This window comes from Micromonospora sp. NPDC049048 (assembly GCF_043197615.1).
In the GTDB taxonomy this organism is placed as follows: domain Bacteria; phylum Actinomycetota; class Actinomycetes; order Mycobacteriales; family Micromonosporaceae; genus Micromonospora.
In genome coordinates this window covers 286,906-302,176 of record NZ_JBICTM010000009.1, presented here as the reverse complement: position 1 = coordinate 302,176, position 15,271 = coordinate 286,906, and the positions used below count along the sequence as shown (strand labels likewise).

Here is a 15,271-nt window from a genome sequence, read left to right as displayed (position 1 = left end):
CGGGAGACGGGTACGCCGGGCGGGTGCCGGGACATGTCGGGACAGGTCGTGACGGGGAGTCGGTCGGCGTATTCCGGTCGACCGGAAATGCCGGGGCGTCGAGCAACAATCGGACATATAGCGTGATCTCAGAAGTCTCGACGTGATAACCGAAGAAGCTCCCGTCTACATGCGCGACAACCAATGCGGCCATTGCGCCCACGTCGCCGTGCCGCCCAGCCGGCATCGAAGCTATCAGATGGCCCCGCCAGGTGGACCTGGCTGTTGCGTCACTCTCACGACAGTCCACCCTGGAGTGCGAATCGTCACAGAACTCCACGGTGGCCGGGACGGATCGCCCACGGGTCACCGCGATCGGGGCGCCTCCGGGCAGTTCGTACGGCTCCCACCTGGCGCTTCACCGCGCGGCCCGCGCCGCTCTCCGGCGGGTCCCGGATCCGCCGGCCGCACCGGTGGCACTGGCCATCGACGCCCTCGCCACCATTTGCGACTATCTTCGTCAGCCCACCGCGCTGGCAATTCTGGACGGTCCGGTCATTTGTCGGCGGCGGTGGGCCGGCAGATCGAAAGAGGACGAAATGAGTCGTCGTCGGCCGTGTTCGACCGGCGACGGATGAGCCGCACCCCTGCCGGTTTGCCTCACAGCGGAACCGGACGCGCCACCCGCCCCGAGAGGACACGACATGACGACCACCCGGCCGCCCGCAGTGAGCAGGTCGCCACTGGGCCGCGCGTACGCCGAGCACCTGGCCCGCCGCGCGGACACGGACGACCCGGCCGCCGCCGCCCGGGACGCGAGCACCCTCGAGCCGTACCGGGACCGGTTCATGAGCGGCCCCGCCTTCCTCGACGACGCCGAGAGCCGCGCCCTCGCCCGGGACCTGCGCACGGTCTACGACCTGCTGCGCGCCCTGCCGGAACGGGTGTTCGACGGGGACCTCACCGCGCTGGCGGCAGCCGTCGGCATGGATCCCCTACAGACGGCGCTGATCACGCGCGGCGCCCGCGTCGGGTCGCTCGTGCCGCTGGGCCGCGCCGACCTCTACCACGACGGCGCGGGGTTCCGCCTGCTCGAATTCAACGTCACCAGCGCGCTCGGCGGCTTCGAGACCGCCGACATCAACCGGGCGATGCTGGCGTACCCGCCGCTGCGTGAGTTCGCCGACCGGCACCGGCTGCGGTACCGCGACACGCTCGACTGCATCGTGCGGACGATGTACGCGGAGTGCGCCGCGATGATCCCGACGGACCGGCCACCCGTCGTCGCCGTGGTGGACACGATCGACAACTACCCGATCGTGGGGTCCCGGCTCGAGGTCCTCGCCGAGATGCTGACCGACCACGGCATCGAGGCGATCGGCTGCCACCTCGGCCAGTTCACGTACCCGCAGGGCCGGCCGACCGTGGCGGGCCGACCCGTCGACGTCGTCCTGCGGTACTTCCTGCCGGAGGACCTGGCCGACCCCGCCGTGACGCCCCAGGTCGAGCCGCTGCTGGCCGCCGTCGAGCAGGGCAAGGTCGGCCTGTTCAGCCGCCTCGACGCCGAGCTGTACGGCAACAAGGGCACCCTGGCCATGCTCTCCGACGACCGGCACCGGGGCCTGTTCGACGCCGACGAGCTGGCCTGCATCAACCGGCTCCTGCCGTGGACCCGGCACGTACGCCCGCGCGGCACCGATCCCGGGGGCACCGAGGTCGACCTGCTCGCCTACGCCCGCGCCCGGCGGGAGGAGCTGGTCCTCAAGCCGACGCTGCTGCACGGCGGCAACGGCGTCCTCGCCGGCTGGACGGTGAGCGGCGACGAGTGGCAGGCCCGGCTCGACGCGGCGGTCGACGGCCCGTACGTGCTGCAGGAGCGCGTCCAGCCGGCCGCCGAGCCGTTTCCCGACGGTGCCGGCGGCGTGACGGACCTCTACCTGAACTGGGGGGTCTACCTGGCTGACCGCGACCTCGTCGACGAGGACGGATACGCCGGCTGCCTCGTACGCGGCAGCACCGACCCGGGGGTCGGGGTGGTCAGCATGGCCGGCGGCGCGAGGATCGGCTGCGCCTTCCACGGCGGCTGAGGCGGGTCACCGACCGAAAGGCCGGCACGTGCGGCGTCGAGCGCCCGCACGTGCCGGCCGGCAGGCCGTGAGCGGGCTCAGGCGCCCGTGCCGGAGCGCACCCGCGCGATCCAGGCCTCGACGTCGTCGGCGGTACGCGGCATGGCCGAGGACAGGTTCTCGTGACCGTCCTCGGTGACCAGCACGTTGTCCTCGATACGGACGCCGATGCCGCGGAACTCCGCCGGCGCCAGCAGGTCGTCGGCCTTGAAGTAGAGGCCGGGCTCGACCGTGAGGATCATCCCGGGCTTGAGCTCGCCGTCCATGTAGTCCTGACGCAGCAGCATCTGGCAGTCGTGCACGTCCATGCCGAGGTGGTGGGACGTGCCGTGGACCATCCACCGCCGGTGCCAGCCGCCGCTCTCACGGTCCAGGGTCTGTTCGAGGGTGACGCCCTCCGGCAGCAGCCCCCACTCGTGGAGCCGCCGGGCGATGACCACGTTCGCGGCGGCGTGGATGTCGCTGAACTTGTTGCCCGGCTTCACCGCCGCCAGGCCGGCCTCCTGGGCCTCGAGGACCGCCTCGTAGATCTTGCGCTGGACGTCGGTGAAGCGGCCGCTCACCGGGAGGGTGCGGGTGATGTCGGCGGTGTAGAGGGAGTCGACCTCGACACCGGCGTCGACCAGGATCAGGTCGCCCTCGCGGACCGGCCCGGTGTTCTTCGTCCAGTGGATGGTGTTGGCGTGGTCGCCGGAGGCGCAGATGGTCTCGTAACCGATCCCGTTGCCGTCGTGGCGGGCGTACAGGCCGAAGAGGCCCTCGACCCACCGCTCGCCGCGCTCCTTGCCGACGGCCTCGGGCAGCCCGGCGATGATCGCCTCGAAGCCCCGGTGGGTGGCGGCGATCGCCTTGCGCATCTCGCCCACCTCCCACTCGTCCTTGCACAGTCGCATCCCCGAGAGGTGGCGGGCCAACTCCTCGTCGGCCTCGTGCTGCTGGGTGACCGACGCGGGGGTCTCCGCCTGGGCGCGGGTCTCGTCGACGAGCCGGGCGAGCCCGCCATCGGCCCCCCGTACGACGCGCACCACCGTCGCGCCGGCGTCCTTGGCCAGGACGTCCGGCAGCGAGTCGATGTGCCGGGTGGAGACGCCCAGCCGCTGCTCGATCTCGTGCATCGTGGGGCGGGGCCCGACCCAGAACTCACCGAACCGGGAGTCGGCGAAGAACTCTTCGCTGTCGCGCGGGGCGAGCGGCCGGAAGAACAGGATCGCCTCGTGGCCGTCGGGCTTCGGGTCCAGCACCAGGACGCTGTCGGGCTCGGTGTCGAACCCGAGACCGGTCAGCCAGGCGAAGGCCGTGTGCGGGCGGAAGGTGTAATCCGTGTCGTTGCTGCGCACCTTGAGGCCACCGGCCGGGATGATGAGGCGCTCTCCCGGGAACCGCCGTGACAAGGCCGCGCGCCGACGGGCCGCGTGGTCGGCGACCTCCGCGCGCGGGACAGGTGCCGCGTCCGGGCTGGCCCAACCAGAGGCGATGAACGCGCGGAACGCGTCGCTCGTCGGGGTGTTGCGGTGGCTGGCTTTCACCTGCTCGTCGCTTGTCATGGTCGATATCCTGCCACGCGCCGCGGAGCCTCGGCAAAGCTGCCGAGGCCCCGACGCTCTCCCCTGCCGGCGCGGGCGCGGCGGACGGCCCGGGCGCCGGGCGGCCTAGCTGTCGACGTAGACGAGATCCATCACGTCGGTGCGCCCCGACCAGCGCAGTTCGAGGCGCCAGCAGCCCGGCTGCGGCATGTCGATGATCGAGGGACCCGGGCCGCCGTCCACCTCCCGGGTCACCCGGGTCCCGGTGCCGTCCAGGGTGGCGGTGATCCGCAGGGGACCCCGGGTGGCCGCGGCGGGCGACGTCGGGGCGGGGCGGGCGACCCAGAGGATCTTGTTGTTCGTCCCGACCTTCCTGGAGTGCGCGAGCGGGTGCCCGAACAGCACCGCCACGATCTCGCCGCCGAAGCCGAAGACGTGCGGCATCCGGGTGCTCCCACTGAACCCGGCGTCCGCCCAGTCGGGCAGCGGCCCCGTCTCGACCCGGGAGCCGCAGCCGGCGGGGACACCCGCCGCGCTCGCCGACGCCGTCCCGGCCGGGGCGCCGACCTGCCGGGGCGGCGGCGCCGTCGTCGTCGCACACCCCGCCAACAGGAGCACCGTCCCCAGCAAAACCCTGCGCCCTGAACCCATGTCACGCCTCCCGACGACTTCGCAAAGAAACCACTGTCGAGACACCGGCCGGCTGCCCGGGGTTCCCGACCGGACCCGCCGGGGTGCAGCGCGACGACTGGCGGTGCGCGCCCGGCGCGGTGGGCACCGCCTCAGCGCAGTGACCGGGCGATCTCGATCGCCTCGGGCCGGGTCAGGTCGCCCTCGATCCGGTAGCTCACGCCGCCCATCTGCCAGATCAGGGTCGACGCGGCGAGCCGCGCGGTCTCCACCCGGACGGCGCCGGCGCGGTCCACGTAGGCCACCTCGTGCGGGGCCTCGACCCAGACGCCGAATTCGCCGTCCACCTGGACCCAGCTGACTCCCGTCGCGCTGGTCCCCTTGTGGAAGGCGAGGTCGAGACGGCCGTCGAAGGCGTCGATGCGCAGTGCTCCCCCGCGATAGAGCAGAGTCGCCACCCGGTGGGCGCCCGTAGCGTCCGGGTCGGCGACGAACACCTGCTCGGGCGGGCCCAGCTTCGCCGGCACGCGGATCGGGAAGCGCACCTTCCGCTGCGCCTCGCTCACGGCAGCGGGCCGCTGCGACGGCAACGGCGACGGGGTACCGGTGGGCGACACCGGCGCGGGCGTGGTGACGATCGCGATCCCGGCGAAGCGCAGCAGCCCGGCTGCGGCGTCGGCGAGGGCGGCCCGGCCCGGTGGCAGCACCGCGACGACCACGGCGGTGAGCGCCGCGGCGAGGAAGAGACGCCACCGGCGGCGCCGCGGCGCGGGTGCGGCGAGCCGGGCGCGTACGCGGGCGGTCACGTCGGGCGGGTCGGGCGTGCGCAGCCACGCGGAGAGTTCGCGCAGTTCGCGTTCGAGGTCATCCATGGCGCACCTCCGCGACGTCGAGCAGGCCGCGCAGCTTCGCCAGGGCGCGGGAGGTCCGCGACTTCACCGTGCCGCGCTTCCAGCCCAGCACGGCCACGGTCTCGTCCTCACTGAGGTCGAGGAAGAACCGGCACACGATCACCTCGCGGTCGCGCACCGGCAGCAGCCGCAGGGCCCGCACCAGGGCGGTACGGCGTTCCCCGGCGAGGACGGTCTCGACGGCGATGTCCGCGCCGGCCTCCGTACGCGGGTCCGCCACGGCGGCACGCAGGGCGAGTCCGTCGCGTCGGCTGCGCGAGCGGTGCAGGTTGCGGGTCTCGTTGGCCACGATCGCCAGCAGCCAGGACCGGAACGAGGACTCTCCCCGGTAGCGGGAGATCTTGCGATGGCCCTTCACGAACGCCTCCTGCATGACGTCCTCCGCGTCCGGACCCGCGCCGAGCAGCACCGCCGTCCGGTACGCGGACGCGGTGTGCCGGGCGACCAGGACCTCGTACGCCGTCAGGTCGCCCGCCCGGACGCGGGTGACCAACTCTTCGTCGTTCAGGGGTACCTCCGGTGGGGACGCATTCATGACACCGCCCGCGCCCCGCGGGTTCCGGTGCCGCCGAGGGCAATTCCGCATCCGGTCGGCATCCTCCCGCGACCCGGCCGGATCGCGCCGGTACAGGTCGGCGGTGCCAGCGGAGTCGGCCACGACGGAACGGTCGGCGGCCCTCGCACGCCTGTAGCAAACCTTCTTGACGATTCATCGATGTGTAGCTAAGTTTCAGCCATCCGGACTGAGAGGTCGTCGTCGATGAAGGCCCGACTCGCAACCGTGACCGTCCTGGTGGCCACCCTGTCGGCCACCCTCGCCCCGCCATCCGTCCCGGCCGCCGCCGAGCCCCCGCGCCCGCCAGCCGGTGAACACGGCTGGGTCACCTCCACGCTGCGGCACATGAGCCTGGCCCAGAAGGTCGGCCAGCTCTTCGCCACCTACGTCTACGGCAACGACGCCACCGGCCCCTCGGCCGCCGACCGCGCCGCCAACCGCGCGGCCTTCGGGGTCGAGACGCCGGCAGAGGTCGTCGACCAGTTCCACCTCGGTGGCGTCTGCTACTTCTCGTGGTCGCACAATCTCGACAGCCCGCGCCAGATCGCCACCCTGTCCAACGGGTTGCAGCGGGCCGCCGTCGGCGACGGTGCGAAGGGGCGGGTTCCCCTGCTCATCTCCACCGACCAGGAGCAGGGCGTGGTGCTGCGGATGCCCGCCCCCGCCGCGCAGTTCCCCGGGTCGATGGCCCTGGGCGCCGGGCGGTCGCCCCGGGCCGCGCGCGAGGCCGCGGAGATCACCGGGCGCGAACTGCGCGCGGTCGGCATCCACCAGCCGTACGCGCCGATCGCCGACGTCAACGTCGACCCCGGCAATCCGGTGATCGGCGTACGGTCCTTCGGCGCCGACCCGACCCTGGTGGCCGACCTGACCGCCGCCCAGGTCGCCGGCTTCCAGGACGCCGCCGGCGTGACCGCCGTCGCGAAGCACTTCCCCGGCCACGGCGACACGGCCACCGACAGCCACACCGACCTGCCGGTCATCGACCACAGCCGGCAGGAGTGGGACCGCATCGACGCCCCGCCGTTCCGAAAGGCGATCAGCGCCGGCGTCGAGTCGATCATGACGGCGCACATCGTGGTACCCGCGCTCGACCCCTCCGGCGACCCGGCCACGCTGTCGCCGACGATCCTCACCGGCGTGCTGCGCGGCGAGTTCGGCTTCCAAGGCGTCATCGTCACCGACGCGCTGAACATGGCCGGCGTGCGACGCAGGTACGGCGACGAGCGGGTGCCCGTGCTGGCGCTCAAGGCCGGCGCCGACCAGCTGCTGATGCCGCCCGACCTGCGGCTGGCCCGCGACGCGGTGCTGCGGGCCGTCGCCACCGGCGAGCTGACCGAGCGGCGCATCGACGAGTCGGTCCGGCGCATCCTCGCCATGAAGTACCGGCAGGGGCTGGCCGGGTCGCCGCTGGTCGACGTCGAGCAGGCCGTACGCACGGTCGGCGCGCCCGCGCACCTCGCCGCCGTGGCCCGGGTCACCGACCCGACGCTCACCGCGGTCCGCAACGACGCGGGCCTGCTGCCACTGGCCCCCGGGCAACGGTCGGTGCTGGTCACCGGCTGGGACAGCGCCGCCTTCGCCCCGGTCAGGACCGTCGCCGAGGGATTCGCCGCCCGCGGCGCCCGGGCCACCCCCCGGCCCGCGACCCTGCCGTCGGACCAGACCATCGCCGCGACGGCGGCGCTGGCCGCCGAGCACGATCTCACCGTCGTGCTGACCAACAAGGCGTGGGACACGACCGTCACCGATCCACGCGGCACCCAGCAGCGTCTCGTCGCCGCGCTGCTCGCCACCGGCAGGCCCGTGGTGGTGGTCGCGGTACGCGATCCCTACGACGTCGCGTACCTGCCGGGCGTGAGCACCTACCTGGCGACCTACTCGTACACGCGGGCGGCGATGAACGCCCTCGTCCGTGCGCTGCACGGCGAGCTGTCCCCCCGTGGACGGCTGCCCGTCACGATCCCCACGGCCGACGGCTCGGGCACCGTGCTTCACCCCTACGGCCACGGCACGAGCTGGTAGGAGGCAACCCACGATGTCGTCGCTGTGCCCACCCACGCTCCGCCCGCTGGCGCTCGGCCTGGCCGTGGCCGTCCTGGGCGCGACCCTTCCGGCCACGGGAGCCGGGGCCGCGCCGCCCCCGGCCGATCCGGCGCCGCCGGTCGTCACCCCCGCCGACATCCACTTCCGGCACGACACGTTGCGCCCCGGGCACGCCCGCGAGGTCGGCCTGCTGCCCGAACACGTGGACCGCATGCCCGCCGACCTGGCGGCGTACCTCGAACCGACACCGGACCACCCCGGGTATCCCGCGTACGCCGGCGCCGTGGTCCTGGCCGCGAAGGACGGCGTGGTCGTCCAGCACGCCGCCGTGGGCTCCGCGGTCAAGTACGCCGCCGTCGGGCCGCCGCCCGGGCTGGTGGGGGTCGAACTCCCCGCCGACGAGCAGATCCCGGCGCGCCCCGACACCATCTTCGACCTGGCGTCGGTGTCGAAGCTGTTCACCGCCGTCGTGACCATGCAGCAGGTCGAGCGGGGGCGGGTGGACCTCGACGCGCCGGTCGCCCGGTACGTTCCGGAGTTCGCGGCCGGCGGCAAGGAGGCGGTCACCGTACGGATGCTGCTCACCCACACCTCGGGGCTGCCCGCGTTCACGCCCCTGTGGAGCCGGTACCCGACGCCGGCGCAGCGGTTCGCCGCCGCGCTCGCCACGCCGCTCACCCCCGGGGTCGAGCCCGGTACCCGCTACGTCTACTCCGACCTCGGGCTGATCGCGCTGGGCGTGCTGGTCGAGCGGGTGGCCGACCGGCCGCTGGACACGCTCGTCGCGGAGGGCGTCACCACGCCGCTGGGCATGGCCGACACCGGCTACAACCCGGGACCGCAGCGACGGTCCCGGATCGCCGCGACCGAGTACCAGCCGTACGCCGGGCGGGGCATGGTCCACGGCGAGGTGCACGACGAGAACGCGTGGTCGCTCGGCGGCGTGGCCGGGCACGCGGGGGTGTTCTCCACCGCCGCGGACCTGGCCGTGCTCTGCCAGGCGCTGCTCAACGGCGGCGAGTACCGCGGGCGACGGGTCCTGCGCCCCGAGACGGTGCGCGCGATGCTGGTCAACCACAACGCCCCGCTGGAGCAGGCCTACCCCGAGAGCGATCGCGGGCTGGGCTTCGAACTGGACAAGCACTGGTACATGGCCGGGCTCTCCTCCCCGGTGGCGTTCGGGCACACCGGCTTCACGGGGACGTCGATCGTGGTCGACCCGCTCTCCCACTCGTTCGTCATCCTGCTCAGCAACCGGGTGCATCCCGACCGTGGCTGGGGCAGCAACAACGTCGCCCGCCGCGCCGTCGCGCGCGACCTCGCCGAGGCGATGCCGGTACGGCCCCGCTCCCGCGAGGCCTGGCGCGCCGACCCGCGCGACAGCGCGGCGCTCACTCTCACCGCCCCGCTGCGCCACGCGGCCCACGGCGGCACGGCCACCTTCCTGCTCTGGTACGACACCGAGCCCCGCTACGACAGCGCCCGGTTCGAGGTCTCCACCGACGGGGGTGCGACCTGGGCCACGGCACGGATGCTGCTGCGCCACGCCGACCGGCGCTGGACCAGCGACGGCACGGTCACCGGCTACGGCGGCCGGGTCTGGTGGCAGGCCTCGGTCGAGTTGCCCGACGGCGCCACCCACCTGCGCTTCAGCAGCACCACCGACGCCTCCAGCCGGGGCCGGGGCGTCTACGTCGACCGGATCGTGGCGTGGGACCGGCACGGCTCGCTCTTCCAGGGCGAGGGCGCCGACGCCACCCGGCTCGTTCCCGTCGGCTGGTCGCCCGCCCGTGCCTGACATCTCGACGTGCTCCGGTCCCGGTCCGGTGGCCGGCCCGGGCGACCGCCCGGCGGCGACCCGGAGCCGGGCCGCCGGGGCCACCCACCGGCAGAGCCACGGCGGGCCGCGCTGCTGGTCGGCCGCGGGTTCGGGGGCGCGGGTCGCGGCGGTGGATCCGGACGCCCCGCGACCCGGATCACCGGCGGGCGTTCAGGTGTGACGGCGCACCAGGTCTGACGCGCGGCGGCGGACCGCGCAGGCCCCGCATCGTCGGCCGTCGACCCGCGACGGTCGGAAGAGGACACATCCGGGTGGACGGGGCCAGTCAGCCCGAACGGTCACACCCCGACCGGCCCCACCGAACGCAAGCAATTCATGGTCGACAACGTGTCACTGATCTTAACCGGAGCGAGACGAGCCACCACTAGGGTCAGGGCGCCGATCGATGGGCGTCGTGACGGAACTCGTCTCCCGGGTGGGTGGGAACAGGAAGGGGTGGGAATGAGGGGGGTGGCTCCCTTGGCCATCGGCATCGCCTCCTCGCCGGCCGCACGCAGGCAGCTCGCAGGGCTGCTCGGCGGCACCGAGGCGTTTCTGATCGTCTCGAGCGTCGATCAGGCGCGCACGTTCCTCGGGGTGGCGGGGACACCCCACGCCGCGCCGCCGGCCGCGCCCGCGCTCGGCGCGACGGCGGAATCCGTGGAGCGCGCCGTGACACCGCCGCCGACCGGCCTGCGCGTCGACTCGGACCGGCGGGTGCTGCGCTGGCGGGACCGCGAGGTCGCGTTGACCCGGCTCGAGCACGACTTCCTGCGGTGCCTCGTCGGCGCCCCGGGGCAGGTGTGGACCTACGAACGGCTGCACCTCGAGGTCTGGGGCAACGTGCATCTCGGGCGCGGCTCCGACATGCACTCGGTGGTCCGCCGGGTACGGCACAAGCTGGCCCGGCTGGACGCCTCGGCGACGATCCACGCGGTCCGCGGGGTCGGCTTCCGCCTCGCCCCGATCTGAGCACCGCCTCCCGAGCACCGCGACGTCAGCACCGCGACCTGAGCACCGCTTCCCGAGCACCGTTTCCCCGAGCGCCGTTTCCTGAGCGCCGCTTCCCGAGCAGCGCGCCCGCGGGGCCCGGACGCGGTCCGGCCCGCCTGGTCGTGGACCAGGCGGGCCGGAGCTGTCAGCTGACGGGTGTCAGCAGCGGACGGGGGACAACGCGAAGTCCTCCACCGTGGGGGTGGCGGTGTTGATCTTCGTCTGGCGGGTCTGGGGCTTCCAGTTGTCCTTGGCGACGATCATCGTCAAGGGGTTGTTCCGCCGGTCCATCCAGTAGGCGTACTTGCCCTCGGCGTCCGTGGCGAACGTCCAGGACATCGCCCACGAGTCGACCTGGACGATGGCACCGGCGATCGGCGAGCTGGCACCCTGGCAGCTCGTCCCGGTGACCGTACCCATCAGCTTGCCCCAGGTCGTCGGCTGCAGCACGTTCAGCGTGACCGCGACCGGCTCGACCGTGTACGGGGTGTTCTCCTTGATGGCGACCGAGGCGGTGTAGGTGCCGGGCTGGTCCACGTTCGCCGACATGGCGACGTTGACCGTGACGGCCTCGCCCGGCGCCAGGGTGGCCGACGTCTTGTCGATCGTCATCCAGCTGACGTCGGCGCTGCTGGCGGCGCACTCCTCGAAGCCGGGCAGCGCCTCGCTGTCCCGCGTCGCGGTGAAGCCGCTGGAGGAGCCGCCGACCTTGTAGAAGCCGCACGCCGCGCCGCCACGGTAGCGGGCGGTGTTGGCGTTCGGCAGGCTCGACCACGAGGCCGTGGCCGGGTCGTAGGCGAAGCCGACGTTGGTGATGGCACCGCCCTGCGAGCCGCCGACGACCAGGAACTTGCCGTTGGCCACGGCGAACGAGCTGCCCCAGTTGTCGGCCGGCGCGTCGGCGATGGCCGTCCAGCTGTTGGCACCCGGGTCGTAGGCGTAGCTCGCCTTCTGCGACGCGGAGCCGTCGTTGCCTCCGGTGCAGTAGACGATGCCGTCGATCCCGCCACAGGAGAGGAAGGCCACCGACTTCGGGTAGTCGGCCAGGGTCTCCCAGCTGTCGTTGGCCGGGTCGTAGCGCACGACGTCGTTCGACATCGGCGTGCAGGACGACGTCGTGCAGCCGCCGACGGCGTACAGCTTGCCGCCCGCGACCGCCTGGCCCGCCGCCGAGCGCGGCGCCGGGTTGTCGGCCTTCTCCGTCCAGGTGTTGGCCGCCGGGTCGTACGACCAGGTGGTGCCGTCCGGGCCGGCCGCCGCCCAACCGCCAGTCGCGATGATCTTGCCGTCCACGACGCCCACCGTCATGGCGGTACGCGCACCGGGCAGATCGGCGATCGCCGTCCAGGTCTGGGCGACCGGGTCGTAGGCGTAGTTCTTCGCCGAGGACGCCGAGCCGGTGCCACCCGCGATGGAGTACACCTTGCCGCCCAGGTTGACCACCCGGTTGTCCATCACCACGGCCGGGTAGTTGGCGATGTCGGTCCACGGCGCGGCCTGCGGCCCGACCGCGGGCGACGCCGCCGTCGTCGACATGCCGGAGCTCTTCGCCGCGAACGAGGTCGGGACCTCGAGCCGCTGCACCGGCGCGCCCTGGGAGCCGAGCACCTCCTGCTTGCTCAGCCGGGACCCGTCGGCCCGCAGCAGCTCGAACCCGCCGGCCCGCTCACTGAACTCGACGGAGACCGGGGCCCCGCCGGTGTTGGTCACCGTGAACGACTTGGTGACCTTGCCGCTGGGCATCCGGGCCGAGCCGGTCACCTGGGCCGGCTTGACCGACAGGCGGCCGGCGGCCAGCTGGAAGTTCGCCGCGGTCGCCCAGTCGGCCTGGACGTCGACCGACTTGCTCTGGCTGACGTAGCTGCCGGCCCGGGCGGTGAACGGGTGGGTGTCCGTCAGCGTCGAGAACAGCCAGTAGAAGCCGTCCGCCAGCTCGGTGTCGTCCGGGGTCGCCACGGTGGTGGCCTTCTCCGACGGGCGGTCGTCGCTGGTGACGGTGGCGCCGTTGACGTAGCCGCTGTTGTTCTTGTCGCGGACGTGGCCCAGCACCAGGCCGCCGTCGATCGGCTGGCAGGTGAGCTGGCTGCCGATCAGGACGTTGTCGACCGACCACCACCACTCGTACGAGGCGTCGTAGTAGTGGAACCGGACCCGCGCCTGGGCCTGGCCCGCGGCCTGCGGGATGGCGATCTCGGTCACCTTCGGGCCACGGACGTCGGCCGCCTGCCGGAGCACGTTGGTCCACGTGGTCCCGCCGTCGAGGCTGAGGTCGACGTCGGCACGGTCGCTGCCCAGCCAGTTGTAGTCCTGGTTGAACCGGATGACCGGTGCCGTGACGCCGGTCAGGTCGACGACCGGGCTGACGAGCGAGGTGTCCTGCTTACCACCGGAGCCGTACTCGTCGCTGTCGATGATCGCGAAGTTGCCGGTGCCGCCGGTCAGGTTGCCCCGGCCGCCCTCGTCCGTGAACTTCCAGACCTGGCCGCTCGCGGCGTGGTCCACCACGGACCAACCGTCCGGCACGGTGTTGCCGTCGAAGGTCTCGTACTCGCCGTCCGAGCCGAAGCGGTAGCCGGGCGCGGTCGTGCAGGCGTTGGTCTGCACCGGCACCGCCACGTTGGCCGTGGCGTTGCCCGTGCCGACGACGACCTGCTTGGTCACCGTCTGGTAGCCCGGGTACTGCGGCTCGACCTTCAGGCTGTAGGTGCTGCCGGCCGGCAGCTTGAGGCTGTAGCGGCCGTTCGCGGGCGTGGTGTAGTCGGACACGCCCGACTGACCCTCCACGGTGACCTTCGCGTAGAGCGGCCAGCCGTGCCCGGAGCCGTCGGTGACGGTTCCGCTGACGGTGACGCTCGGCACCGCCGTCAGCGCCACGTCGACCGTCGTGGTCGCGTTGCGGGCGACCGCCGCCGGCGTGGTCTTCGCCTGGTAGCCGAACGCCGCCACGGCGACCTGGTAGTCGCCGACCGGGAGCAGCGACGAGTAGGTCCCGTCCGCGCCGGTGGTCAGCTCGCGGTCGGCCCCGCCGGTCAGGCTCACCGTGGCACCGGCGATCGGGGCGCCGGTGGCCGCGTCGGTGACCTTGCCGGCCAGCGTGCCGGTGTCGCCGATCGGGGCGCTGCTGAGCAGCGCGAGCGCGTCGAGCCGGCCCTCGCCGAACACGTTGTTGTCGTCGGCGGTGCCGCCGCACTGGGCGTCGGCCTTGTCGATCGCCGAGTTGTCCAGCAGCGCGCGGGTGGCGGTGACGTCACCGACGAGCGCCGGCGCGGCCGACCACAGCAGCGCGATCGCCCCCGCGAGGTGCGGGGCGGCCATCGAGGTGCCGTTGTAGCTGGCGTAACTGCTGCCCGGAATGCTCGACCGGACGTTCACGCCGGGCGCCGCGATGTTGGGCTTGATCTCGCCGTTCTGGCCGGCGCCGCGCGCCGAGAAGCTGGCGATGTTGTTGTTGACGTCGTAGGCGCCCGCGGAGTAGTTGCTGACCAGGCTGCCCGGGGAGCCGCTGGTCTGGCACGCCGATCCGCTGTTGCCGTTCGACCAGACGCCGAAGATGCCGGACGCGGTCCAGGCCAGCGTCACGTCCTCCATGAACGGGTCGTTGGAGGGCAGCGTGGTTCCCCACGAGTTGTTGATGATGTTCGGCCGCTTGCTGGCGTCCGGGTTCTGGCCGTTGAGGTCCGTCGGCTCGAGCATCCACTGGCCGGAGGTGACCAGCGCGGCGTCGCTGGGGCAGCAGCCGTTCGCCGCGATCCACTTCACCTCGGGGGCCACGCCGATCTGGTTCGCACCGTCGGCGCCGGCCATCGTGCCCATCGTGTGCGTGCCGTGCCCGTTGGTGTCACAGGGCGCGGCGCAGGAGCCGGTGGCACGGAACCAGTTGTAGTTGTGGTCGAACGTGCCGTCGCCGTTGTTGCCCCGGTAGGAGTTCACCAGCGCGGGGTGGTTGAACTGGACCCCGGTGTCGATGTTCGCCACGGTGATGCCGGCGCCCTTGACGCCGTACTGGGACCAGACGTCGTCGGCGTTGATGTTCGCGATGCCCCACTCGAGGGCGTTCACCGTCTTCTCGTCGGTGCCCTTGGTGACCTCGGGCACCTCGTAGGCGACCGGGGCGTACAGGCCCTCGACCTCGGCGTGCGCGGCGAAGCTCTGCGCCATCGTCAGGGAACCGCCGCTGACCTTGATCGCGTTGGTCGCCCAGAAGGTCTCGTACTTCGTTCCGGAGCCATCGAGCTCGGCCCGGATCTTGGACTGGCTGTCGGCGGCGGTCTTCTTCAGCGCCTCGGCGACGGCGGTGCCGCGCTTGTCCCAGTCCTTGATCGCGGCGGCCTTGCTCAGGTCCGCCCGGTCCTTGAAGCGGATCCAGAAGTCGCCCTCGGTCTTGCCCTGGAGCGCGCTCGTGAGCTCCGGCCGGATCTTGTCGGACGGGGCGGCCTGTGCGCCTGCCCCGGTCGCGGCCAGACCCGTCGCGGCGAGGACGATCGCCGCGCCGGCGCTGACCAGAGATCTGGCTAAGCGCCTCGTGGGTGGACGTGTGAACATCGGTGGTGCCTCCTCCAGAACGACCCAGAGTGAAACGAGCCATGGTGGAGGGTGCAGGGACCCGGGTCCGTTTGGATGATCCGGATCCGACCCCTACATGCCCCCCAGGCACCGCGCGGGTCGCGCCGGCTGCCCGTCTGGACACT

At 72.6% G+C, this 15,271-nt stretch carries 9 protein-coding genes; 4 read left to right on the top strand and 5 right to left on the bottom strand.

Annotation, left to right across the window (positions count from 1 at the left end):
* Positions 1-683: 683 nt before the first annotated feature.
* Complete coding sequence (locus ACGFIG_RS26555) at positions 684-2,066, top strand: hypothetical protein (RefSeq protein WP_393007316.1); 1,383 nt, start codon at positions 684-686, stop codon at positions 2,064-2,066.
* Positions 2,067-2,143: 77 nt separating this feature from the next.
* Here the strand turns inward: ACGFIG_RS26555 and ACGFIG_RS26550 are convergent, their stop codons facing one another.
* The 4 genes from ACGFIG_RS26550 to ACGFIG_RS26535 all read right to left on the bottom strand — a co-directional run bounded on the left by ACGFIG_RS26550 (position 2,144) and on the right by ACGFIG_RS26535 (position 5,704).
* Complete coding sequence (locus ACGFIG_RS26550; protein ID WP_393007314.1) at positions 2,144-3,649, bottom strand: aminopeptidase P family protein; 1,506 nt, start codon at positions 3,647-3,649, stop codon at positions 2,144-2,146.
* Between the two features lie 105 nt (positions 3,650-3,754).
* The gene (locus tag ACGFIG_RS26545) at positions 3,755-4,246 is read right to left on the bottom strand and encodes a hypothetical protein (protein ID WP_393007312.1); all 492 of its coding nucleotides are present in this window, start codon (positions 4,244-4,246) and stop codon (positions 3,755-3,757) included.
* Between the two features lie 164 nt (positions 4,247-4,410).
* Positions 4,411-5,130 carry a hypothetical protein gene (locus ACGFIG_RS26540; protein ID WP_393007310.1) on the bottom strand — a complete coding sequence of 240 codons (720 nt, stop codon included), beginning with the start codon at positions 5,128-5,130 and terminating at the stop codon, positions 4,411-4,413.
* Positions 5,123-5,704: an RNA polymerase sigma factor gene (locus tag ACGFIG_RS26535; RefSeq protein WP_393007308.1), complete on the bottom strand. Its 582-nt coding sequence runs from the start codon at positions 5,702-5,704 to the stop codon at positions 5,123-5,125. The genes ACGFIG_RS26540 and ACGFIG_RS26535 overlap by 8 nt, the downstream gene beginning before the upstream one ends.
* A 225-nt stretch (positions 5,705-5,929) precedes the next feature.
* On the opposite strand from ACGFIG_RS26535, the gene ACGFIG_RS26530 reads away from it, so the two are divergent.
* From ACGFIG_RS26530 to ACGFIG_RS26520, 3 genes are all read left to right on the top strand, one after another.
* The gene (locus tag ACGFIG_RS26530; protein WP_393007306.1) at positions 5,930-7,750 is read left to right on the top strand and encodes a glycoside hydrolase family 3 protein; all 1,821 of its coding nucleotides are present in this window, start codon (positions 5,930-5,932) and stop codon (positions 7,748-7,750) included.
* 13 nt (positions 7,751-7,763) lie between these two features.
* Positions 7,764-9,569, top strand: a complete 1,806-nt coding sequence (locus ACGFIG_RS26525) for a serine hydrolase (RefSeq protein WP_393007304.1) — start codon at positions 7,764-7,766, stop codon at positions 9,567-9,569.
* Between the two features lie 483 nt (positions 9,570-10,052).
* Positions 10,053-10,562, top strand: coding sequence for a winged helix-turn-helix domain-containing protein (locus ACGFIG_RS26520; protein ID WP_393007302.1), 510 nt, complete (start codon positions 10,053-10,055; stop codon positions 10,560-10,562).
* 180 nt (positions 10,563-10,742) lie between these two features.
* Here the strand turns inward: ACGFIG_RS26520 and ACGFIG_RS26515 are convergent, their stop codons facing one another.
* Positions 10,743-15,125 (bottom strand): S8 family serine peptidase, encoded by a 4,383-nt coding sequence (locus ACGFIG_RS26515; RefSeq protein WP_393007300.1) that lies wholly within the window; start codon positions 15,123-15,125, stop codon positions 10,743-10,745.
* Between the last annotated feature and the right edge of the window lie 146 nt (positions 15,126-15,271).

What these genes read in the sequence shown, in the direction of transcription:
- ACGFIG_RS26550 (WP_393007314.1), bottom strand. Translation starts at nt 3,649, where the DNA reads ATGACAAGCGACGAGCAGGTGAAAGCCAGCCACCGCAACACCCCGACG.
- ACGFIG_RS26520 (WP_393007302.1), top strand. Translation starts at nt 10,053, where the DNA reads ATGAGGGGGGTGGCTCCCTTGGCCATCGGCATCGCCTCCTCGCCGGCC.
- ACGFIG_RS26535 (WP_393007308.1), bottom strand. Translation starts at nt 5,704, where the DNA reads ATGAATGCGTCCCCACCGGAGGTACCCCTGAACGACGAAGAGTTGGTC.
- ACGFIG_RS26525 (WP_393007304.1), top strand. Translation starts at nt 7,764, where the DNA reads ATGTCGTCGCTGTGCCCACCCACGCTCCGCCCGCTGGCGCTCGGCCTG.
- ACGFIG_RS26540 (WP_393007310.1), bottom strand. Translation starts at nt 5,130, where the DNA reads ATGGATGACCTCGAACGCGAACTGCGCGAACTCTCCGCGTGGCTGCGC.
- ACGFIG_RS26530 (WP_393007306.1), top strand. Translation starts at nt 5,930, where the DNA reads ATGAAGGCCCGACTCGCAACCGTGACCGTCCTGGTGGCCACCCTGTCG.
- ACGFIG_RS26515 (WP_393007300.1), bottom strand. Translation starts at nt 15,125, where the DNA reads ATGTTCACACGTCCACCCACGAGGCGCTTAGCCAGATCTCTGGTCAGC.
- ACGFIG_RS26555 (WP_393007316.1), top strand. Translation starts at nt 684, where the DNA reads ATGACGACCACCCGGCCGCCCGCAGTGAGCAGGTCGCCACTGGGCCGC.